The 20,830-nt window shown below is 55.9% G+C and carries 17 protein-coding genes and 1 tRNA gene; 9 read left to right on the top strand and 9 right to left on the bottom strand.

Going from position 1 to position 20,830, the window contains the following annotated elements:
- Position 1: 1 nt before the first annotated feature.
- Positions 2-2,134 carry a S8 family peptidase gene (locus L3X40_RS11515; protein ID WP_237365789.1) on the bottom strand — a complete coding sequence of 711 codons (2,133 nt, stop codon included), beginning with the start codon at positions 2,132-2,134 and terminating at the stop codon, positions 2-4.
- 249 nt (positions 2,135-2,383) lie between these two features.
- On the opposite strand from L3X40_RS11515, the gene L3X40_RS11510 reads away from it, so the two are divergent.
- Both L3X40_RS11510 and dapD read left to right on the top strand, forming a co-directional pair.
- Positions 2,384-3,049: a pyrimidine 5'-nucleotidase gene (locus L3X40_RS11510; RefSeq protein WP_237365788.1), complete on the top strand. Its 666-nt coding sequence runs from the start codon at positions 2,384-2,386 to the stop codon at positions 3,047-3,049.
- A gap of 9 nt (positions 3,050-3,058) precedes the next feature.
- The gene (dapD, locus tag L3X40_RS11505; protein ID WP_237365787.1) at positions 3,059-3,898 is read left to right on the top strand and encodes a 2,3,4,5-tetrahydropyridine-2,6-dicarboxylate N-succinyltransferase; all 840 of its coding nucleotides are present in this window, start codon (positions 3,059-3,061) and stop codon (positions 3,896-3,898) included.
- A gap of 73 nt (positions 3,899-3,971) precedes the next feature.
- On the opposite strand, the gene L3X40_RS11500 is transcribed toward dapD, so the two are convergent.
- Both L3X40_RS11500 and L3X40_RS11495 read right to left on the bottom strand, forming a co-directional pair.
- Positions 3,972-4,048: transfer RNA gene (locus L3X40_RS11500), tRNA-Pro, on the bottom strand.
- Between the two features lie 110 nt (positions 4,049-4,158).
- Entirely contained in the window at positions 4,159-4,572 is a 414-nt protein-coding gene (locus tag L3X40_RS11495) for a JAB domain-containing protein (RefSeq protein ID WP_237365786.1), read from the bottom strand.
- Between the two features lie 188 nt (positions 4,573-4,760).
- Between L3X40_RS11495 and thyA the strand changes: the two genes are divergently transcribed.
- From thyA to L3X40_RS11475, 4 genes are all read left to right on the top strand, one after another.
- Positions 4,761-5,693, top strand: coding sequence for a thymidylate synthase (gene thyA / locus L3X40_RS11490; RefSeq protein WP_272907947.1), 933 nt, complete (start codon positions 4,761-4,763; stop codon positions 5,691-5,693).
- Positions 5,694-5,794: 101 nt separating this feature from the next.
- Entirely contained in the window at positions 5,795-7,066 is a 1,272-nt protein-coding gene (locus L3X40_RS11485; protein WP_237365785.1) for a 3-methyl-2-oxobutanoate dehydrogenase (2-methylpropanoyl-transferring) subunit alpha, read from the top strand.
- 26 nt (positions 7,067-7,092) lie between these two features.
- On the top strand, positions 7,093-8,097 hold the full coding sequence (locus tag L3X40_RS11480; protein ID WP_237365807.1) for an alpha-ketoacid dehydrogenase subunit beta: 1,005 nt from the start codon (positions 7,093-7,095) through the stop codon (positions 8,095-8,097).
- Between the two features lie 6 nt (positions 8,098-8,103).
- Positions 8,104-9,351: a dihydrolipoamide acetyltransferase family protein gene (locus tag L3X40_RS11475; RefSeq protein ID WP_237365784.1), complete on the top strand. Its 1,248-nt coding sequence runs from the start codon at positions 8,104-8,106 to the stop codon at positions 9,349-9,351.
- A 16-nt stretch (positions 9,352-9,367) separates the two neighbouring features.
- Here the strand turns inward: L3X40_RS11475 and L3X40_RS11470 are convergent, their stop codons facing one another.
- Together L3X40_RS11470 and L3X40_RS11465 are read right to left on the bottom strand one after the other, a co-directional pair.
- Entirely contained in the window at positions 9,368-10,384 is a 1,017-nt protein-coding gene (locus L3X40_RS11470) for an arginine N-succinyltransferase (RefSeq protein ID WP_237365783.1), read from the bottom strand.
- Entirely contained in the window at positions 10,381-11,589 is a 1,209-nt protein-coding gene (locus L3X40_RS11465) for a hydrolase (protein WP_237365782.1), read from the bottom strand. Before L3X40_RS11465 ends, L3X40_RS11470 begins: the two co-directional genes overlap by 4 nt.
- 172 nt (positions 11,590-11,761) lie before the next feature.
- Between L3X40_RS11465 and L3X40_RS11460 the strand changes: the two genes are divergently transcribed.
- Positions 11,762-13,915, top strand: coding sequence for a malate synthase G (locus tag L3X40_RS11460; protein WP_237365781.1), 2,154 nt, complete (start codon positions 11,762-11,764; stop codon positions 13,913-13,915).
- Between the two features lie 99 nt (positions 13,916-14,014).
- Here L3X40_RS11460 and L3X40_RS11455 read toward each other — a convergent pair whose 3' ends face one another.
- From L3X40_RS11455 to L3X40_RS11445, 3 genes are all read right to left on the bottom strand, one after another.
- Positions 14,015-15,286 (bottom strand): class I SAM-dependent methyltransferase, encoded by a 1,272-nt coding sequence (locus tag L3X40_RS11455; protein WP_237365780.1) that lies wholly within the window; start codon positions 15,284-15,286, stop codon positions 14,015-14,017.
- A 78-nt stretch (positions 15,287-15,364) separates the two neighbouring features.
- Positions 15,365-16,390 (bottom strand): 2-oxoacid:ferredoxin oxidoreductase subunit beta, encoded by a 1,026-nt coding sequence (locus L3X40_RS11450; protein WP_237365779.1) that lies wholly within the window; start codon positions 16,388-16,390, stop codon positions 15,365-15,367.
- Positions 16,387-18,261, bottom strand: a complete 1,875-nt coding sequence (locus L3X40_RS11445; RefSeq protein WP_237365778.1) for a 2-oxoacid:acceptor oxidoreductase subunit alpha — start codon at positions 18,259-18,261, stop codon at positions 16,387-16,389. The genes L3X40_RS11450 and L3X40_RS11445 overlap by 4 nt, the downstream gene beginning before the upstream one ends.
- A 434-nt stretch (positions 18,262-18,695) precedes the next feature.
- Here L3X40_RS11445 and L3X40_RS11440 point away from each other — a divergent pair, with 434 nt between their 5' ends.
- Together L3X40_RS11440 and L3X40_RS11435 are read left to right on the top strand one after the other, a co-directional pair.
- Positions 18,696-19,175: an RNA pyrophosphohydrolase gene (locus L3X40_RS11440; RefSeq protein ID WP_237365777.1), complete on the top strand. Its 480-nt coding sequence runs from the start codon at positions 18,696-18,698 to the stop codon at positions 19,173-19,175.
- Between the two features lie 20 nt (positions 19,176-19,195).
- Positions 19,196-20,098: a DUF481 domain-containing protein gene (locus L3X40_RS11435; protein WP_237365776.1), complete on the top strand. Its 903-nt coding sequence runs from the start codon at positions 19,196-19,198 to the stop codon at positions 20,096-20,098.
- Positions 20,099-20,104: 6 nt separating this feature from the next.
- Here L3X40_RS11435 and L3X40_RS11430 read toward each other — a convergent pair whose 3' ends face one another.
- On the bottom strand, positions 20,105-20,818 hold the full coding sequence (locus tag L3X40_RS11430) for an SDR family NAD(P)-dependent oxidoreductase (protein WP_237365775.1): 714 nt from the start codon (positions 20,816-20,818) through the stop codon (positions 20,105-20,107).
- Positions 20,819-20,830 lie beyond the last annotated feature (12 nt).

The following is a 20,830-nucleotide window of genomic DNA, read 5'->3' as shown; positions in this document are numbered from 1 at the left end:
ATCAAAACACGGTCCTCAATCGTACCGCTGCCCCGATGTCATCGGGGTATGATGCGATATTCCCGTTATCTTTGCGATAATAAATGTTGGCTGTGATGTCGCCAAAGGGCAACGCGCAGCTATAGGCCGTCTCCACGTCAATCTGCCTGCCCGCAGGTGCCAGATTCAGGCGCTGCACCGAATAAACTGTTTCCTGCGTGCCATAGTCATAACCGCTGGGTAAAAAGAGGCCAAGGCCTCCTGAACTGATCCGCAAGGGTTGTGACACGCGCAGGGCTATATGGTCGCGACTGTCGAACAGGCCGGTTCTCCATAGATCAAAGGCAAAGCTGTTGCTCTTGAGCAAGGCGTCATTGGCAAGGGCACCGCCCGATGACGCCCAGGTCCAGCCCTGCCGCCATGCCATGCCCAGACCCCAGCCTCCGCCAGCATCAAGACGCAAATCCGTATCCACAAACAGGCTGCGTGATGACCCGGCCCCTAGTAAGGGACTGAAACGGGCACCCAGAACAGATTTGTTCTCTGACAGATGGTTGGCCGTGAAAGCCAGCGCCAGCGGACCGAGTTGCCGGTCGATGCCGATGCTGAACGTGGAATAGGGTTGCTGGCGATATTGATCCCACGGCGGCTCAATCTGCTCGCGGCGGACCAGCGCATTACCGGTTTCGGCGCTGGCCGTCAGTGCAAAAGCACCCAAGTTCCAGTGCAGAGCGATACTGTTGTCTGGCGAGCTACGAAATCCTTGTGTTGTGGTCGGGCCGGACGCGATCAGAAAAGCGGGCTCGTTCTTGCCGCGTACCATTGCGGCCAGAGTTCCCGCACTTTGCGCGAATCCAATCGCAAATCCCGTATGCGGGCCAAGTTTCGTGGCGATATAGCCTGCGCGTGCGCGCGCCTGTCGTGCTTCTTCACCGCTCAACAGGAGCGGGGTCACGCTGGCCATGCCATCACTGCTACGGGCGATGGAAAGTGAAATGCGGGTGGCCCCCTGCGTGATCGCAAAGCTCCTTCGGTTCGCCTGCAATTGCGGTGCAAGACTGAGAGGAGGGTTATCCGCCTGAAGTGTCGCGGCAAGGTTCATTCCATAGGCGCGGCCATAGCTGTCCAGAACGATCGTGGATAGGTTTGCGCTGCTTGCCGCATCGCCCATTGGCGCAGACATTGCGCCATTATCGGTAAAGGATATGACGGTCGATGATCCGGCAAGAGATGTCGGTCCCTGCGGCGCAAATGCAGCGGCGATATTTAATATGCCCTGCCCATAAACGCTATCTGTGCCAGTTGCGCCCGCGTCGGTTGCACTGCTGAGCAATAATTGAACGATCTGCGCGCTGGTGAGATTGGGGAAAGCCTGAGCGAGCAACGCTGCGGCTCCTGCAATCTGCGGTGCCGAAAAGCTGGTGCCGCTGTATACATAATGGCTGGCAGGATCATTCTCCAGGTCGAGCGATCGGACTTTCTCGCCAAGCGCAGCAAGATAGACGTTTTCCGCTCCGCTTGCCCGATTGGAGAAGCTTGAAATTACGCTCTTTTCATTGACCGATCCGGCAATGATCACAAGACCTCGCGCAACAGGATCGGTGGCGATGGTGGCCAGAGGATCGGGGCCTGCCGTGCCGTCATTGCCCGCTGATATTACAATGATGACGCCCGCGTTTGTGGCCCGGTCAATGGCTGCGCGCAAGGTGCTGTTGGCAGGTGATCCGCCAAGCGACAGGTTGACGACTTTCGCCCCGTTCGTTCTCGCCCGGTCAAGTGCTGCCGCAATATCATTGTCCGCAAAAGTGCAGCCATCGACATCGGCGCAGCTTCCCGCCGTATCAGCTCTCAAGGCCAGGATATTTGCGTCGAAAGCCACGCCCATGATTTCGCGGTCATTGCGCGCGGCGGCCAATATGCCAGTGACCCCCGTGCCATGCCCGTCCTCATCCTGATAGCTGCTGTTGCCGCCAAGGGCGATTGATGCGCTACTGATGCGGCCGGAAAATTCAGGGCTGGCGATATCGATGCCAGTATCGACGACCCCCACCAATATAGTGGCTCCGCTCGCTCCCGCTTCCCAAGCGGTAATTGCGTCATGAAATTTGGCGCCATTGCTGTTGTCATATTCGGCTGTGTTGAAATTCGTTGCCACAGGTGTTGGTGTTGGGGTGGGTGTCGGAGTTGGAGTGGGCGCAGGGGTCGAATTGACGCCTCCGCCTCCGCCACATGCCGCCAGCGAAAGGCCTATGACCGCAGCGATAATTCCATGGTGATATAGTCGGGATCGAGAGCGCATTTCCATTATTCCCCACATTCGTCTTCGAGCAGTTAACATACAAAGTCTGAACATATTTTTATGCTCTGCTTGCCCTTGTTCGGAAGCCTGTCTAGGCAAGCCGCTATGCATTCCGGCCTTGCCCATATCGACACATGGATTTTCGATCTGGATAATACACTTTATCCGGCAAAGGCCGACCTTTTCGGCCTGATCGATATCAAGATGGGCGAGTTTATCGAGGGGCTTCTGGGTTGCGATGCACGGGAGGCGCGCCGTATCCAGAAGCAATATTTCATGGAGCATGGGACCACGCTATCGGGCCTGATGCAGCATCATGGCACTGATCCGCAGACATTTCTGAACTATGTGCACGATATTTCGTTGGATCGGATAGACCCGGACCCGGTACTGGGCCGCCATATTCGCGCCTTGCCGGGGCGGCGATTGATTTTCACCAACGGCGATGCTGCCTATGCATTACGGGTTCTGGATCGGCTTGGCCTTTTGGATGCGTTTGAATTTATTCATGACATTCATGCCTGCCAATATGTGCCAAAACCCGACCCTTCCGGCTATCGGGAACTATGTGATCGTTACAAAATTGATCCGCACACAAGCCTCTTTTTTGAAGATATGGCTCGCAATTTGAGGCCGGCAAAGGTGATCGGCATGACGACCGTATGGGTGAATAATGGTTCGGAGGCTGGTAATGTGGGTGCGGCTTCCGAGTTCATTGATTACGAGATAAGCGAACTTGCGCCCTTTCTGGCGGATATGTTGAAGGATTGAAGGAAGACTATGACGGATACGCTGATTTCCACTATTGAGGCAGCCTTTGAAGATCGCGCCAATCTAGGCTTTGCGTCAGAAGGCGCACTGCCTGAGGCTGTGGCGGAGGCGCTGAACTTGCTCGATAGCGGTCAGGCCCGGGTTGCTGAACCGGACGGGGATGGATGGAAGGTTAATCAATGGCTCAAGAAGGCGGTTCTGCTGTCTTTCCGCCTTAACGACAATGCGCTGATTCCCGGCGGCCCGGGGGGATCGTTCTGGTGGGATAAGGTGCCGTCCAAGTTCACGGGTTGGGGCGAGACGCAGTTCCGCGCCGCTGGTTTTCGCGCCGTTCCTGGCGCGATCGCACGCCATGGCTCATTCGTTGCCAAAAACGTCGTGCTGATGCCCAGTTTCGTTAATATCGGCGCGTTCGTCGATGAGGGCACGATGGTGGATACATGGGTAACGGTGGGCAGTTGCGCGCAGATTGGCAAGAACGTGCATTTGTCAGGCGGCGTCGGTATCGGCGGCGTGCTTGAACCGTTGCAGGCTGGCCCTGTCATCATCGAGGACGATTGCTTCATCGGTGCACGATCGGAAGTTGTGGAAGGCGTGCGTATCGGCAAGGGATCGGTTCTTTCTATGGGCGTTTTCATTACCTCAACGACCAAGATTGTGGACCGTACAACAGGCGAAATTTTCATAGGCGAAGTGCCGCCTTATTCCGTTGTCGTTCCGGGCAGCCTGCCAGGCAAGCCGTTGCCCGATGGTACGCCGGGTCCCAACCTTGCCTGCGCAGTCATCGTCAAGCGCGTCGATGCGCAAACGCGGTCGAAAACGGCGATCAACGATTTATTGCGCGATTAACGACAACGTGAATGCACTTCCTTTCTTTTGAAGCAGACAGGAAGTGCGTTCATATTTGATGTTCTTGAAAATATGGTCGGGGAGAGAGGATTCGAACCTCCGGCCCCTGCCTCCCGAAGGCAGTGCTCTACCGGGCTGAGCTACTCCCCGACCGGGCCGGAATCAGTGATGATCCGGCAAGGCAGGCGGCGGTCTATATAAGCGGGTCCCGTAGGTTGCAAGCAAAGAGATGCGGCTTCTGACCGGGTCGAAGGCATCGACTATAGCAGTCCGGCTGCGCGGAAACTGAAATATGCGTGGGGCGACAGAATCAGGTGGTCCACCAATTTCAGTTCAAGCTGTGCCGCTATCCGACACATCAGGCGTGTTGTCGTGATGTCGGTCCGACTGGGCTGTGGATCACCCGATGGATGGTTATGCAATAGCAGAAAACGATCATGGCCCCGGCTCAACGCCTCATGCACAATCATCCGCATCGACAATGACACCGAATCGTGAAGTTCGTCAGTACGCGAGAACATATGAGCGATCCTGCCCCTATGGTCGATATAGGCCACCGTCAAAATTTCCCGTGTCTGACGGCTGGCGAAATCGACTGCTTCCGCGCCGATGGAATGGTGAAAGCATGCCCTTTCGACCTCGGAAAATTCAGTTATGGATAAGGGAAGATTCATGATCTCTCTGTGAGCGCATGAGCGCTGAGTGAACAACTGTCGTTCACTCCATTTGGCAATATACATATGAAAAACAGTGCCATAATGGATAATGTTTGGTGAATTTGGCGCTGTGTCCGCGCGCCATGGACCATCAGGACGCTATCGGTTAAATCCTTTTATTCCTTCTCTCGTCAAGGACTCCGCAGTTGACCGGCACACCCGATTTCGAACAGCAGTATCTCGACCTGATGCGTCACATATGGACGCAGGGCGATGAGCGGGTGGATCGTACAGGCGTGGGCACTCGCTCAATCTTCGGGGCAACCTTGCGCTTTTCCATGGCAGAAAATGCTGTCCCGCTACTGACGACGAAACGTGTTTTCTGGAAGGTTGCTGCCCGGGAAATGCTCTGGTTCCTGACCGGGGAAACCAATATTCGTCCCTTGGTGAAGCAGGGCGTTCACATCTGGACGGATTGGCCGCTGGAAAAATATCGCAAGGCAACAGGGGAGGATATTGAACGGGACAGTTTCGAGCAGCGGATCATCGAAGACGAGGATTTTGCACTGCGCTGGGGCGATCTGGGGCCGGTTTACGGGGCGCAATGGGTCAACTGGCCCCGATATGAACGCATGAACGATGGCAGCTTTAGACGCGGGGAAAAGGGACATAATCAGATAGCCGCACTGGTTGATGGCATCAGGAATAATCCAGGATCGCGTCGGCTGCTTTTTACCGGCTGGAACGTGGACGAGATCGATCGGATGGCGTTGCCACCGTGCCACATGACCTATCAATTTCATGTGGCGAACGGCAAGTTGTCCGGGTTGCTGTTCCAACGTAGCTGTGACCTGGGTCTGGGCTTTGCCTTCAATATATTTTCGACTGCATTGCTGACCCGCATGCTGGCCCAGCAATGTGATCTGGAGGCCGGTGATATTATATGGAATGGTGGGGATGTGCATCTCTATCTCAGCCATGCAGCGCTGGTTGAAGAACAGTTGTCGCGGATGCCTTCGGCTATGCCGACTTTGCACCTTGTGCGCCGGCCACCATCGATCTTCGATTATCGCGTCGAGGATTTTGAGGTGCGCGATTATGCCCCTCAATCCCACATTTCCGCACCTGTGGCGGTCTGATCCCCAGTGCTTGTATTTTTTCCGCTTTGAAATATAATAACAATATAGCGTAATATTATACGTATCGCGACTCGATGTTGCGGCGGAGTGGATGGAACGCAATGGATCAGAATCGGGAGAGGCGCAATTTACCGCCACTCAATCTCCATGTTCCAGAACCGCGATTTCGGCCAGGGGACACGGTTGATTTCAGCGGCCTGGACATAGAGGCAGCGGGCACCACCCGACGCCCCGACGAAACGGCCAGTCCGGCGGATATGCGCGATATGGCTTATGGCCTTGTCCGTGTTCTGGATGATGAGCATCGCGCAGTCGGCCCATGGGATCCGCGACTTGATGGGGAAACCTTGCTCAAGATGCTGCGCGCGATGGCGCTCACGCGCGCCTTTGACGAGCGCATGTTTCGTGCGCAGCGACAGGGCAAGACCAGCTTTTACATGAAATGCACGGGTGAGGAAGCGGTGTCGGTCGCTGCGGCTTTTGCCCTTCATCACGATGATATGTGCTTTCCCAGCTATCGTCAGCAGGGCTTGTTGATCGCGCGGGACTGGTCCCTGGTCGACATGATGAACCAGATCTACTCAAATCGCGCCGACCGCCTTCAGGGCAAGCAATTGCCGATTATGTATTCCAGTAAGGAAGCCAGCTTTTTCTCCATATCAGGCAACCTTGCCACGCAATGCCCCCAGGCGGTTGGCTGGGCGATGGCAAGCGCGGCCAAGGGCGATACCCGGATTGCAGCGTTCTGGTGTGGTGAAGGATCAACGGCGGAAGGGGATTTTCATTCCGCCTGTACTTTTGCCAGCGTTTATCGCGCACCCGTAATTTTGAATGTCGTTAATAATCAATGGGCTATTTCCTCTTTTTCAGGCTTTGCAGGAGCCGAAGCCACAACATTCGCAGCACGCGCCGTCGGCTATGGCATTGCAGGGCTGCGCATCGACGGCAATGACCCTCTGGCCGTTTATGCGGCGACAAAATGGGCTTCGGACCGGGCAAGGGCCAATGCGGGGCCGACGCTCATCGAACATTTTACCTATCGCGTCGAAGGGCACAGCACGTCGGATGATCCGTCCCAATATCGCTCTGTCATGGAAAGCGACGAATGGCCGCTGGGTGATCCGATCAAGCGGCTCAAGCGGCATCTTATAGGTCTTGGCCTTTGGGATGCGGAGCGGCATGCCGCGATGGACCTGGAACTGGCGGAATATGTAAAGAACTGCGCGAAAGAATCTGAGAGAAATGGTGTTCTCGGCCATGGCCTTCACCAACCGCTCGACACATTGTTCGAAGGCGTCTTTGAGCACATGCCCTGGCATCTGCGCGAACAACGTGATCAGATGTTTGCCGAATGGGAGGCGTCGAAGAAATGAACGGCGTCGCCACCCAGACTCGTCAGATGAACATGGTTCAAGCAATCAACAGCGCCATGGACGTGATGATGGAGCGCGACCCAGACGTCGTCGTCCTGGGCGAAGATGTCGGCTATTTTGGTGGAGTTTTCCGTGCCACGGCAGGACTTCAACAGAAATATGGCAAAACGCGTGTCTTTGATACGCCCATTACCGAATGCGGTATTATAGGCGTCGCCGTCGGTATGGGCGCTTATGGCTTGCGTCCGGTGCCGGAAATCCAGTTTGCCGATTATATCTATCCCGCACTCGATCAATTGGTGTCGGAGGCCGCGCGGTTACGATACCGTTCGGCAGGTGAATTTACTGCACCAATCACGGTACGCAGCCCCTTTGGCGGCGGTATTTTTGGCGGTCAGACGCATAGTCAGTCGCCTGAAGGCATTTTCACCCATGTGTCGGGCATCAAAACGGTCATCCCTTCGACGCCTTATGATGCCAAGGGTCTGCTGATCGCGGCGATCGAGGATAATGATCCTGTCATTTTCTTTGAACCCAAGCGCATCTATAATGGGCCGTTCGATGGCCATTATGACCGCCCGTCGAAGAATTGGGCAGGCAATGCAGATGCTCAGGTCCTCGAAGGATATTACCGCATCGACCTTGGCAAGGCCCGCACTGTACGGGAAGGGGAGGTGCTGACCATATTGTGCTATGGCGCCATGGTGCATGTGGTTTCCAGCACGGTAGCCGAAATGGGCATTGATGCCGATATCATCGACCTGCGCACGTTGGTTCCAATCGATATCGAGGCGGTGGAGGCATCGGTGAAGAAAACCGGCCGCTGCATGATCGTGCACGAAGCAACGCGCACCAGCGGCTTTGGTGCGGAACTGTCGGCACTGGTACAGGAGCGCTGCTTCTACGCACTCGAAGCGCCCATCGAACGCGTGACCGGATTTGACACACCCTATCCGCATTCGCTGGAATGGGCCTATTTCCCGGGGCCAGTCCGCATAGGCGAGGCGATCAAGAAAATTCTGAAGGACTAGACGCTTATGGCGCGTTTCACATTCAAATTGCCGGATATTGGCGAAGGTATAGCAGAAGCAGAAATCGTGAAATGGCATATTGCAGTTGGCGATGCTGTGATGGAAGACCAGCCCATCGCCGACATGATGACTGATAAAGCTACTGTTGAAATGGAATCGCCGGTGGCCGGCAAAGTTACCGCCCTGGCTGGAGAGATCGGCGACCAGATTGCAATTGGATCGATGCTGGTCGAAATCGAGACAGAAGGGGAGCCTGAGGCTGCCCCTGAACTATCCGTGGTTAGTTCTTCCGAGGCGGCAACGCCGTCCTCTGTAACACCGGACGAAAACAATGAAACTCCGGCGGCGACCAAAGCTTCTTCCGTGTTGCCCCAAAAGAGTGATGCAGCTTCAAAAATCCTGGCCTCTCCGGCCGTTCGCGCGCGCGCGAAGGCGCTTGGAATCGATCTGGCCCTGGTTCAGTCGCAGGGCGGGCGCGTCCGTCACGCTGATCTTGACGCCTATCTGCTTTACAACAAAGGCGAGGGGTACCGTGCGTCCGGCGAAGGGGGGCGTGCCCGTCCCGACGAAGCGATCAAGATTGTCGGCATGCGCCGTCGGATTGCCGAGAATATGCAGGCTTCCAAGCGTCACATTCCGCATTTTACCTATGTCGAGGAAATCGATGTTACCGCGCTGGAGGACATGCGCTCAGACCTTAATATTCATCGTGGCGACAGGCCAAAATTGACGATGCTCCCATTTCTTATCGTGGCCCTATGCAAGGCGATCCCCGATTTTCCCATGGTCAATGCGCGTTATGATGACGAAGCGGGGATGGTAACCCGCCATGGCGCGGTGCACATGGGGATGGCAGCGCAAACGGACGCCGGCCTGATGGTGCCTGTGATCCGGGACGCGCAAGATAAAAATATCTGGCAGTTGGCGGCTGAAATATCGCGTCTTTCCAGTCTTATCCGTGAAGGATCTGTTAAACAGACTGAGCTGTCAGGCTCCACGATCACGCTGACCTCGCTCGGCGCGCTGGGGGGAATTGTGTCAACGCCGGTGATCAATCGTCCAGAGGTTGCGATTATTGGCGTCAATCGCATTGTTGAACGCCCAATCATCGTCGATGGCGACATTGTCGCGGCGAAACTGATGAACCTATCGACCAGCTGCGATCATCGCGTAGTGGATGGCTGGGACGCCGCCAATTTCATACAGGCAGTGAAAAGACTGTTGGAAACGCCGGTCCTGTTATTCTCGGATTAAAGCGGAAAATCCTGCCCTATCGACCGACCATGACGAACCGATCCCCGACTTTCAGGTCCAGTAATGCCGCGCTTTCGCTATCGAGCGTGGCGGTGTCGTCATCTCCTGCCGTGGCAAACCCGTAACTACAACGGAAATCCTTGAGTTTCCCTGTGGTGATCAGCACCTTCTTACCTTTTTCGGCTTGAATCGCAGCAAGCCTCACGTCCCTTGCTTGTGCTATCGTGCGCAAGCTGTCGGTTTGGGCCGTCATGGTCGGGCCGCCATCGAAAATATCGATATAGCCAGCGTGCTGAAATCCTTCTGTCTCCAGCATTCGCATGGCAGCGCGGCCATTGGGATGGGGCAGGCCGATGACCGCACGGGCGCTTTCGGGCAACATGGCGGTATAGATGGGGTGCTTGGGCATCAGGTCCGCTATGAATTGGTTACCGTGAATGGCATTGAAATCGTCGGCTTCCTGAAAGCTCATCCCGAAAAACCGGCCTGCGAGCCCATCCCAGAAGGGCGAGCCGCCGGCCTCGTCAATAACGCCGCGCAGCTCCGCAAGAATGCGGTCACCAAAGCGACCACGATGCCGGCGGATAAAAAGATAGCGGCTGCGCGCCAGCAAAAGACCAAGCCCTTCGGCCCGCTCCCGTGGATGAAGGAAGAGACCGCCAACCTCGCTCGATCCTTCAAGATCGGTCGTGAGGCTGAGCATTTCGGCGCGGAAGGTGCGGCCAAGTTCCCGACTGTTCTGCGACAGGACGCCCAGGCGATAGCTATAAAATGGCCACGTCTGCCCTACCTGCGTGAACATCTGGCAAGTGCCCCGCACTTGTCCGGTTTCGGCGTTTTCCAAGACCATGACGATCAATTCGTCTTCCAGAACATCTTCTTGGCGCGACAGCGCCCGATCGGTGCGTTCAAGCTTTGCCTTCAATGCATCGCGATCAGCGGGCAGATTGGTAAAGCCACCGCCGGTAAGCTTCGCCATTTCATACAGGGTTTGCAGGTCATTGGGCCGTGCCGGCCGCACCAGGAAGCTCAAATCCGTCCCCTTTCGGCAATGCGCAACAAGGTGAGTGCAGACAAGCCCGCCCGTTCGGCAAGGCTGTCGATAATCAGATACTCCTCCGCGCTGTGAATAGCGCCGCCGCGTGCGCCCATGGTATCAACGACCGGCACCCCGCATGCTGCGATATTATTGCCATCGCATACGCCGCCCGTGTCGCGCCAGTTGATGGCAAGGCCAAGGTCCGTGCCGCATTTCCTGACAAGGCCGAACAGGCCTTTGGCCTTTTCATCCATAGGCTTGGGAGGGCGGCCAAAACCGCCATGCGGGTGAATGGAAACGTCATGTTCGGTCGCAATAGCGGTGATGCAGTTATGCAGCAGTGCCCCCACACGTTTTTCATCATCGGTTGTTCTTGGCCGAAAATTGACGCGCAATATGGCATGATCGGGCACAATATTATTGGGACCGCCGCCGTCGATCTTCGCTGGATTACAGCTAAAGCCTTTGCCACTGGCCTGTTTGAGGCGAACGGCGAGGGCGGCTGCGGCCACCAGGGCATTGCGGCCATCATCTGGATTGCGGCCTGCATGTGCACTCTTGCCTGTAACAACAAGCGAGAAGTTGCCGCTGCCAGCGCGGGCACCTGCCAATGTTCCGTCCGGGAGCGCAGGTTCATAAGTGAATGCAGCCATTTTGCCGCGTGCTGCTTGCGTGATCAGGGACGCAGAGGAGGGGGAGCCCACCTCCTCATCGCTATTGATGATGACTTCATAGCCGATGCGCTGTGCGAGCGGACTGGCTTCCAGGGCACTCAGAGCCGCGAGCATGATGGCAATCCCGCTTTTCATGTCGGCAACGCCCGGACCATTGAGGATACCGGTTTTCACCCATTTTTGTTCCTGAAACGGGTGGTCGATGCCAAATACCGTGTCCATATGCCCGGTGAGGAGAATGCGGACCGGCGCTTGGGGGCGAACGTTCAGATGAAGGTGCTGGCCATGGGCAAGCTGACTGAACCTGCCATCGGACAGGATGGTTTCAACCGGATCAGGGTCTACGAGGCGAAGCGTGCCAGGCAGGGTGGAGAAGACATCGGCCAAATGTGCGGCCATGTCAGCCAGACCCACCAAGTTGCGCGATCCGCTGTTGATCGCTGCCCAGCTTTGGACCTGTTCCTGCATCGGTGCATCGGCCGTGCGCTCGAGCAAAGCGGTCTCGGCTTCGGAAATTGCGCTCATGAGTAACGATATAACTCTGACGGCTCTATTTCTCCAGCCATTTCGATTGTCCCATTTACAAGAGTGGTCCGCGTCGGCATATGCGGCCCATCGTTCTCTCCCCGGGAAAAATGAATGGATTCAGGCGCAAGAAACAAGTGCCGTGTCCGGTCGGCTAGCAGAGGAATGATTCATGACTGACTATATCTCCACAAAGGGCATCAAGGTTGCGGCCCCGTTGCATGCTTTTGTGGAAGAAAAGATATTGCCGCCATTGGGCAAGAATAGCGACGCTTTCTGGTCAGGCTTTGCTGCATTGTTGAGGACACTTACACCTGAAAACAAGGCGCTGCTGGCCAAACGCGACGCACTGCAGGCACAGATTGATGCATGGCATGTGGAACGCAGGGGACGACCAGTCGATGGGGCCGAATATCAGGCATTTTTGCAGGACATTGGCTATCTGGTGCCTGAACCAGAGGCATTTGCCATCGGCACGGAGAATGTCGATCCCGAAATTGCCACCATGGCCGGGCCGCAACTTGTTGTGCCATCACTCAACAGCCGCTTTGTCCTAAACGCTGCCAATGCCCGCTGGGGCAGCCTTTATGATGCGTTTTACGGGACCGATGCACTGCCGGGGAAGGCTAACCCCGGCGGTTATGACGAAAAACGCGGCCAACAGGTCATTGAAGCAGCCAAGGCCTTTCTTGACGAAGCCGTTCCGCTGGCCGAGGGCAGTCATGCGGACGTTACCGGATATCAGGTGAAGGACGGCGTTTTGACGCCGCCATTGGCCGATCCATCCTCCTTTGCCGGTTATGTCGGGGATGGAAATGAGCCGTCCGTTATTTTGCTGAAGCACAATGGACTGCACATTGAAATTCATATCGACCGGAACAGCCGCATTGGTTCGGGCGACAAGACCGGCGTTGCCAATGTAATTTTGGAAGCCGCGCTGACCACCATCGTCGATCTGGAAGATTCGGTCGCTGCGGTTGATGCCGATGACAAGGTCGCAGCCTATTCAAACTGGCTTGGCCTGATGCGCGGCGACTTAACGGCGGAATTCCAGAAAGACGAGCGAACGATGACGCGCGCGCTGGAGCCCGACCGCAGCTATACAGCGCCGGATGGTGGGACATTGACATTGCCGGGGCGCAGCCTGCTGTTTGTTCGCAGTGTGGGGCATTTGATGACAAATCCGGCTGTCCTGATGGAAGATGACAGCGAAGCCTTTGAAGGGCTGTTGGACGCTGTATTCACCGCAGCCATTGGCATGCACGATCTGAATGGACTGGGGCGATTGCGCAACAGCCGCACCGGCTCCATCTATGTCGTGAAACCAAAGATGCATGGGCCGGAAGAGGCGGCATTCACCAACCGGCTGTTCGATGCGGTGGAGGACCTTTTCGGTCTGGACCGGCACACGATCAAGGTCGGGGTAATGGATGAAGAACGGCGCACGTCCGCCAATCTTGCCGCTTGCATCAAGGCAGTGAAAGATCGGATTGTCTTCATCAATACGGGCTTTCTCGATCGAACAGGCGATGAAATGCATACCTCCATGCAGGCTGGACCGATGGTGCCAAAGGGAGAGATGAAAACAAGCACCTGGATCGCTGCCTATGAAGCGCGCAATGTTGCCATTGGTCTTGCCTGCGGCCTGTCCGGACGGGCGCAGATCGGCAAAGGTATGTGGGCCGCGCCCGACATGATGGCCGATATGATGGAACAGAAGATTGGCCATCCCAAAACCGGCGCCAACACTGCCTGGGTGCCAAGTCCTACAGCGGCAACGCTGCACGCTATCCATTACCACCGCCTGGATGTATTTGCGAGACGCATAGAGGTCGCGGAACAGGCGTTGCCTGGGTTGGACAAGCTGCTCACCATTCCTCTTGCGACTGGCGTCAACTGGTCGGAAGAACAGATCATGCATGAACTGGACAATAATGCGCAGGGCATATTGGGGTATGTCGTACGCTGGATCGATCAGGGTGTTGGCTGTTCCAAGGTGCCCGACATCAATGATGTGGGGTTGATGGAGGACCGTGCAACGCTACGCATTTCATCTCAGCATATGGCGAACTGGTTGTTGCATGGCGTGTGTTCCGCCGACCAGGTGGATGACGCTTTGCTCCGTATGGCCGCAAAGGTAGATGCGCAGAATTCCGGCGACCCCGCTTACCGCCCGATGTCGGCAGATCCTTTGACCAGCATAGCGTTTCAGGCAGCGCGGGCGCTGGTGTTCGAAGGGGTTGCGCAGCCCAATGGTTATACCGAACCATTGCTGCACAAATTCCGGCAACAGGTGAAGGCGCGGGATGGACTGGTAGCGGCATAGAGCATCGTGCGGAAAAGTGGGAACCGGTTTTCCGCAATAAATGATGCGATAACAAAAACTTAGAGCGGGCGGCGTGATTCAGATTTCACGCTGCCCGCTCTAGGCCTTTACCAGTGTTACCTGTGCTACATCGATGCCGCCACCACGAAAGCCCCCCTCACAGTACATGAGGTAATAACGCCAGAGTTTGACAAACCGTTCGTCAAATTCTGGCGGCAACTTGCCGGCATTCACTGCGGCGTCGAAATTATCGCGCCAGCGGCGAAGTGTTTCCGCATAATGCTGGCCGAAATGATGGGTGTCACGCCATTCAAGGCCCTGCGCTTCGGCCAAAGTGCGAAAACGGCTTTCGGAAAGCAGCATGCCGCCCGGAAAGATATAGGTCTGGATGAAATCCGCGCTGGCAGCATAGCGTTCGAACAAAGCATCGTTGATGCAGATATACTGGATCGCAGCCCGTCCTCCCGGTTTCAACAGGCGGTGAATGGCGGCGAGATAATCCGGCCAGTATTTCTGGCCCACCGCCTCCACCATTTCGACGCTGGCGATAGCGTCATATCGACCGACCATGTCACGATAATCGGTAAGGAGGATACGGGATCGATTGCCGAGGCCAGCAGCATCCAACCTGTCTTGTGCATAGACCAGTTGACGGGGTGAAAGGGTAATGCCGTCATATTCGATCATGCCGCGTTGGAGGGCCGCTTCAGCCAAGCCACCCCAGCCGCAGCCGATTTCCAGAAGGCGGTCGCCATCGCGCAAACTCAGGCGATCGAGTATCGCTTCGATTTTGCGAATCTGCGCGGTTTCCAGATTCTCGGATATAGTGTCAGAATTAGTGAATAACGCACTGGAATAGCTCATGGTTTTATCCAACCAGAGCGCATAGAAATCATTGCCGAGATCATAATGAAAGGCGATGTTCAATCGGGCACGTCGGCGACTATTGCGACGCAGCCAATGCATGCACCGGGCGAACAGGCGTTTGATACCCCGTGCTCGCGCAACACCGCCCAGGGTTTGCGCATTCCGCATGAACAGGTCGAACAACGGCACAGGGTCGGGGCTTTCCCATTCGCCTGCGGCCCAGGCCCTGTACCATCCGGCTGACCCTGCGCTGACAACCCGAACAAGGGCGCGCCAGCTATTGAGCCTCACCTCGCATATCGGGCCCTGTCCGCGACCGCCCAATATACGGGTTGATCCGTCCGGCAGCCATGCTTCCAGTGCCCCCTGTTCCAATCCCGCATCGATCCGGTTCAGAATTTTCTGGAAGACGGGGGCAAAAAGGCGATTGAACAGACCGCCATTGCCCCAGGCTCTACCCGCCTCGATGAGTTGGCCGCCACGTTGGGAAGGTATGACATTCATGACGTCATTCTGCCCGACAGGTCAGCAAGGTGCAATCCGGCTTTAATAGTTCTTTGGACCCGAACAGAATGGCCCCGGTTAAAGTTGGTGCAGCGGTTCTTTCACTGTCCATGTCTGCCCTTTGGAGACCAGTTTTTGCAGGTCGGCGACTTTGCCCTTCGCAACGGCGGTGTTCTGTTCGACAATCGCGCTATCAAAGGTGGCAACCGGGTCATCGTATAGAACACCCAGGGCCATCGGGAATGGACCAAAGGGCATTTCGACCAGCATGTGCGCCATCGCCCGGTTGCGCACATCATGAACCAGTATGTTTGCCGCTTCCCAATCGCCATCAACGACATCGACGACTTCCAGATGAAGATGATCGAGATTGAGCTTCAGGCCCTTGGTCCCCTTGGCAAACAGCATCGGCTTGCCATTTTCCAGCCATAGCTGACCCAGGTCGGCATTTTTCTTTTCGGTGAAGTCCGCGAACACGTCCTTGTTGTAGACGATGCAGTTCTGAAAAATTTCGACGAAGCTTGCACCCTTATGGGCGTGCGCTGCCTTCAACACCTCGCCCAGTTGCTTGGAAATGTCATAGGCCCGTGCCACAAAGCGGGCACCTGATCCCAATGCAAAGGCTGCGGGTCGGGCAGGGCGATCGACTGAGCCGAATGGTGTCGAGGGGCTTTGCGTGCCAACGCGGCTCGTGGGACTGTATTGCCCTTTCGTAAGACCATAGATTTCGTTGTTGAATAACAGAATCTGGCAATCGAGATTCCGACGCAGGATGTGCATCGTGTGATTGCCGCCAATCGACAGTCCGTCGCCATCGCCAGTGATAATCCAGACATCCAGATCCGGATTGGCGAGCTTGACACCCGTCGCCACCGCTGGCGCGCGGCCATGAATGGTATGGAAGCCATAGGTTTCCATATAATAGGGAAAGCGTGACGAGCAGCCGATACCGCTGACAAACACGACATTTTCGGGACGTACGCCGAGTTCGGGCATGGTCCGCTGCACAGTCTTTAGGATCGCATAGTCACCGCAGCCCGGGCACCAGCGCACTTCCTGGTCAGTTTCAAAATCCTTGATGCTGAGTTTCGTCATCTCGTTCATGCGAGTTGCTCCTCGATAGCAGCTTCGATTTCCGCAATACGGAACGGCTGCCCGGATACTTTGTTGAGCGGTTTGGCATCGACCAGATACTGGTCGCGCAGCACGGTTTTCAATTGGCCGGTATTCATTTCTGGTACCAATACCCGGTCGTAACCCTTTAAAAGATCGCCCATATTTTTCGGCATAGGCCAAATATGACGGATGTGAATATGGCTTACGTCATGCCCCTTGGCACGGGCACGGCGAACGGCCTGATGGATCGGGCCGAAAGTCGAACCCCAGCCAACCACGGCGAGCTTGCCGCCCGGGGCACCAAGGCAGACATCCTGGTCGGGAATACTATTGGCAACTCCCAGAACCTTGTCGCGGCGAATCGCGGTCATGGCTTGATGGGTGTCGGGTGAGTAGTCGATGTGACCGGTATCAATGGCCTTTTCGATGCCGCCGATGCGGTGAAGCAAGCCGGGCGTGCCAGGCTTCACCCATGGACGGGCGAGCTTTGCGTCGCGGCCATAGGGTTTGAATCCACCTTCTTGCGGTTCTTCCAGAAATTGGACCGGGAAGGGTTCGTATGTGTTCATGTCCGGCACTTTCCATGGCTCCGCCGCATTGGCGATATAGCCATCGGTCAAGAGCATGACCGGGGTCATATATTGCACGGCGATCCGCACCGCCTCTATTGCGCACTCAAAAGCATCGGCCGGAGAGCAGGCGGCGAGGACCGGCAAAGGCGCATCTCCATTGCGGCCATAGACCGCCTGATACAGATCCGATTGCTCGGTCTTGGTAGGAAGGCCTGTTGAAGGTCCGCCACGCTGGCTGTTGATGATCACGAGCGGCAGTTCTGTCATGATCGCAAGGCCGATGGCTTCGCCCTTCAAAGCGATGCCGGGACCCGAAGATGACGTGATGCCCAATTGCCCGGCATAGGACGCGCCTATCGCTGATGCGACGGCAGCGATTTCATCTTCCGCCTGGAACGTGGTGACGCCAAATTCCTTCAGTCGCGAAAGGTGGTGCAGGATCGCCGACGCAGGTGTGATTGGATAGCCGCCAAAGAACATCGACAGCCCCGCAAGCTGCGCGCCCGCAACCAGACCCAGAGAAATCGATTCAGCGCCCGTAACTGTGCGATACAGCCCCGCTTCCGCTGGCGCCGCGGCGACATGATATTGTTTGAGCGGGCCGGATAGCTCCGCCGTTTCGCCATAGGCGTGACCTGCGTTGAGCGCAGCGATATTGGCGTCGGCCAGCACCGGACTCTTGGCGAACTTTGCCTTCAGCCAATCGATAATCGGCTGGCGGTCACGGTCGAACATCCAGAGCGCGAGGCCCAGCGTCCACATATTCTTGCAACGCAGGGCTTCCTTGTTGCCAAGGCCGAACTCCTTGACGCTTTCGAGCGTCAGTTGTGAAATGTTGAATGAAAGAAGCTGCCATTTCGCAAGGCTGCCGTCCGTCAGCGGGCTTGTCTCATATTTTGCCTTTGCCAGATTACGATCGTTGAATTCACCCTCGTCAGCGATGATAAGCCCGCCGGTTTTCAAAGCATCGACATTGGTCTTGAGCGCCGCCGGGTTCATTGCGATCAGCACATCGGGTTCATCACCCGCGGTGTTGATTTCCGACGAGCCAAAATTGATCTGGAATGCCGACACGCCGAATAGCGTGCCTTGCGGAGCGCGAATTTCTGCCGGAAAATCCGGGAAAGTCGCAAGGTCGTTACCGGCCAGCGCGGTGGAAAGCGTGAACTGCCCTCCGGTAAGTTGCATCCCGTCGCCGCTATCGCCGGCAAAGCGCACGACAACTGCTTCGGCCGAACCATCGGCCAGGGCATCCTCTGGGGTCATTTCATGGGCGGCAGTCGCCATAATCTTCTAATCCTGTTGGTACATAATCTTGTTGGCATTCCTACGCTTGGAATGGGGTCGCTTCAAAGTAGAAAATATGGGGGGTCGCCCAATCTTGCTTCTTGCACATCTTGTGGTGCGGTCATCCTCATCCCGTTTCCTATCAGATATGCATTGCATTGCCTCTCGACAATCGGGGTATGGATATTTCGGATTTTTCATTGACGACGGAAGATGGGGACTGGCACCTCCGGTGCATGGCCAATCGAAATCCCTTGTGCCAAAGCGTGCCCGGAACAGGGTATGCCGACCATCAATGCCATGGGACAAAGGCAATATTCGTGGTTTTATTGACGGAGTCGGGGCTATAGCGGCTCAATCGCTGACAGGGTGAAGGAATCACGCTGTTTCCAGAGGCTATTTGCAATCCGTAGAGTGAAGAACGATGGATATTTATGAGCGTTAACAAGCAGGATCTTCCCTATCGCCCCTGCGCGGGTGTCATGTTGGTCAATTTCGAAGGAAAAGTTTTTGTCGGGCAACGGCTCGATACCAGTGTCGAAGCATGGCAGATGCCGCAGGGCGGCATCGATGACGGTGAAGACCCGCAAAGCGCGGCTATCCGTGAATTGGAAGAAGAAACGGGGATTACTGAACCCCATCTCCAAATTTTGGCGCGGGCTAAGGAGGAATATTATTATGATCTTCCCGACGAACTCATCGGCAAAATCTGGAAAGGTCGGTATCGCGGGCAGCGCCAATTCTGGTTCCTGGTTCGCTTCACTGGTACAGACGGCCATATAAACATTGAAACCGAACATCAGGAATTCCGCGCCTGGAAATGGGCTGACCCAGACCAGCTTCCCGAAATGATCGTTCCGTTCAAAAGGAAACTTTATCGGGATATCCTGAAGGAATTCAGGGACATCATCTGATAGCAGCTTAGATCATAGCCATGTTTCGAACCATCATAGCCCTTTCGCTGCTTTTAATGCCCGCACGTGCTTTTGCTGACCCATCCAGTGTCATGCCGGATGCGGTGCGTGAGATGCTGACCGCTGCAATCGCGAACGGCGATGAATCAGATGTGCGCGCTATCGCAAAGATTGCACGGCAGACCTACCCCGATGCGATCGCCGAAATCGATGCGATGATCAGCGACCATGATACCAAAGCAGCAAACAAGCGGGCGCAGCATATCCGGACAGCACATTTTTGGGACTTATGGAGTGGCCAAGGCGAATTTGGCGTTTTCCGCTCGACCGGAAAGGCTAGCGAATTTGGCATTAGCGGCGGCCTGAACTTGAAGCGGGAAGGGCTACGCTGGAAGCATTTGTTGCGCGCCAATGCCGATTATCGTCGTGCCAATGGCGAGGTATCGCGCGAAAATATGCTGTTCGCTTACGAACCTCGTTATCAGATCAGCCCAAAAGCCTTCAGCTATGGTTTGCTGCAATATGAACGCGATCCACTGGTAGGGTTTGACAGCCGATATTCTGCCTCTTCCGGTTTTGGTTATCAGTTTATCGATTGCGAGCGCGTCAAATTATCCATCGATACCGGACCATCCTATCGCCATGTAAAATATACGGATGACGGTTGGGAGGATCGGTTGGGTCTGCGTTCATCGCTTGATTTCAACTGGAAATTGTCGCCGACCCTGACATTTCAGCAAAATGCATATGCCTATATAGAAAAGGACAAGACCAGCCTGTCATCGCTAACCGCACTGGATGCAAAGGTTATAGCGCGTTTGTCGGCACGGTTTTCCTACAGCACTGCGTATGAAAGCGGGGCTCAGCTTGCCGAGGAGAGTTTTGACACGCTGAGCAAGGTCACGCTCATATACGATTTTTGATCGTTGCTATCCCTCAACTCGCAAACGATAACCTGTGGGCACATCGTTGCTGACCAGGTTTATTACAGCTTGAGCTACTGTTTCGGGACTTTTCAGTGATGCTGGATCTTCGCCGGGATATGCCTTGGCTCGCATTGCAGTGCGGGTGGCGCCGGGATCGATGATCGCGGTGCGGACATTGCTGATGTTACGGACTTCCTCTCCATAGCTGAGCACCAATGTTTCCAACGCAGCCTTCGATGCGCCATAAGCCCCCCAATAGGCACGCGGTGTTTGGCCCACGCTGGAGGTGATCGCTACCAGGCGAGCGTCCATACTCTTGCGCAACATGGGGTCGAAAGCCGCGATCAGCGCCTGTTGTGCCGTAAGATTGAGTGTGAGAAGTCGCGCAAATTCCTTGGGGTCAATGGCGGCGACGGGCGTCAGCGTGCCAAGCATGGCCGCATTAAGGACGAGAATGTCGAGCGCCTCCCATCGTTCGGATATTGCGCCAGCCAGTCGACCGATGCTTTCAGCGTCGGTGAGATCAAGGGGAGCGATGGTCGCGCTGCCGCCAAGCGCGTGAATATGTTCTTCAACCTCTTCCAGACCTCCGGCCGTGCGGCCAGTCAAAACCACATGCGCGCCCGCAGCCCCAAAAGCTTGTGCAATCGCGGCGCCGATGCCGCGGCTTGCGCCGGTGACGAGGGCGAGTTTTCCGGTGAAGGGTTTGTCGGTCATTCAAAGCCTGTC

The organism is Rhizorhapis sp. SPR117 (assembly GCF_021742065.1).
This window is presented reverse-complemented; position numbering and strand designations above follow the sequence as displayed.

Coding starts and splice junctions, on each gene's coding strand:
- L3X40_RS11510 (WP_237365788.1), top strand. CDS start 2,384: ATGCATTCCGGCCTTGCCCATATCGACACATGGATTTTCGATCTGGAT.
- dapD (WP_237365787.1), top strand. CDS start 3,059: ATGACGGATACGCTGATTTCCACTATTGAGGCAGCCTTTGAAGATCGC.
- L3X40_RS11495 (WP_237365786.1), bottom strand. CDS start 4,572: ATGAATCTTCCCTTATCCATAACTGAATTTTCCGAGGTCGAAAGGGCA.
- L3X40_RS11485 (WP_237365785.1), top strand. CDS start 5,795: ATGGATCAGAATCGGGAGAGGCGCAATTTACCGCCACTCAATCTCCAT.
- L3X40_RS11480 (WP_237365807.1), top strand. CDS start 7,093: ATGAACATGGTTCAAGCAATCAACAGCGCCATGGACGTGATGATGGAG.
- L3X40_RS11475 (WP_237365784.1), top strand. CDS start 8,104: ATGGCGCGTTTCACATTCAAATTGCCGGATATTGGCGAAGGTATAGCA.
- L3X40_RS11465 (WP_237365782.1), bottom strand. CDS start 11,589: ATGAGCGCAATTTCCGAAGCCGAGACCGCTTTGCTCGAGCGCACGGCC.
- L3X40_RS11460 (WP_237365781.1), top strand. CDS start 11,762: ATGACTGACTATATCTCCACAAAGGGCATCAAGGTTGCGGCCCCGTTG.
- L3X40_RS11455 (WP_237365780.1), bottom strand. CDS start 15,286: ATGAATGTCATACCTTCCCAACGTGGCGGCCAACTCATCGAGGCGGGT.
- L3X40_RS11450 (WP_237365779.1), bottom strand. CDS start 16,390: ATGAACGAGATGACGAAACTCAGCATCAAGGATTTTGAAACTGACCAG.
- L3X40_RS11445 (WP_237365778.1), bottom strand. CDS start 18,261: ATGGCGACTGCCGCCCATGAAATGACCCCAGAGGATGCCCTGGCCGAT.
- L3X40_RS11440 (WP_237365777.1), top strand. CDS start 18,696: ATGAGCGTTAACAAGCAGGATCTTCCCTATCGCCCCTGCGCGGGTGTC.
- L3X40_RS11435 (WP_237365776.1), top strand. CDS start 19,196: ATGTTTCGAACCATCATAGCCCTTTCGCTGCTTTTAATGCCCGCACGT.
- L3X40_RS11430 (WP_237365775.1), bottom strand. CDS start 20,818: ATGACCGACAAACCCTTCACCGGAAAACTCGCCCTCGTCACCGGCGCA.